Annotated in this window: 1 protein-coding gene; it reads left to right on the top strand. The window is 51.1% G+C overall.

Annotated elements, in window-relative coordinates; translation table 11 throughout:
- The coding region (locus AN391_RS20625; protein ID WP_235576514.1) for an Ig-like domain-containing protein at window positions 1–264 on the top strand (264 nt) is incomplete at both ends.

Raw genomic sequence — 264 nt, 5'->3', positions numbered from 1 at the left:
AGCCACAGCCTCTGGCTCAGGTGAAGTAGACACCATTGCGCCAACACTTGATTTAACCAGCCCAGGTTCAAGTAACGACGTAACCCCAATCTTAAGCGGCACCAGTGATGCGGTTGAAGGCACCGTGATCACCTTTACCGTTACCGATGACTTAGGGGTAGAGCAAACCTTTACAACGACTGTGGATGCGAGCGGCAACTTCTCAGTCGAAGTGCCAAACGCATTGGCTGAAGGCCCTTACAGCATTGAAGCGACTATTAGTGA

Origin of the sequence: Pseudoalteromonas sp. P1-13-1a (assembly GCF_001401875.1) — a bacterium.
In the GTDB taxonomy this organism is placed as follows: Bacteria; Pseudomonadota; Gammaproteobacteria; order Enterobacterales; family Alteromonadaceae; genus Pseudoalteromonas.
The sequence above is the reverse complement of the archived record's forward strand: the minus strand, read 5'-3'. Positions and strand labels throughout refer to the sequence as shown.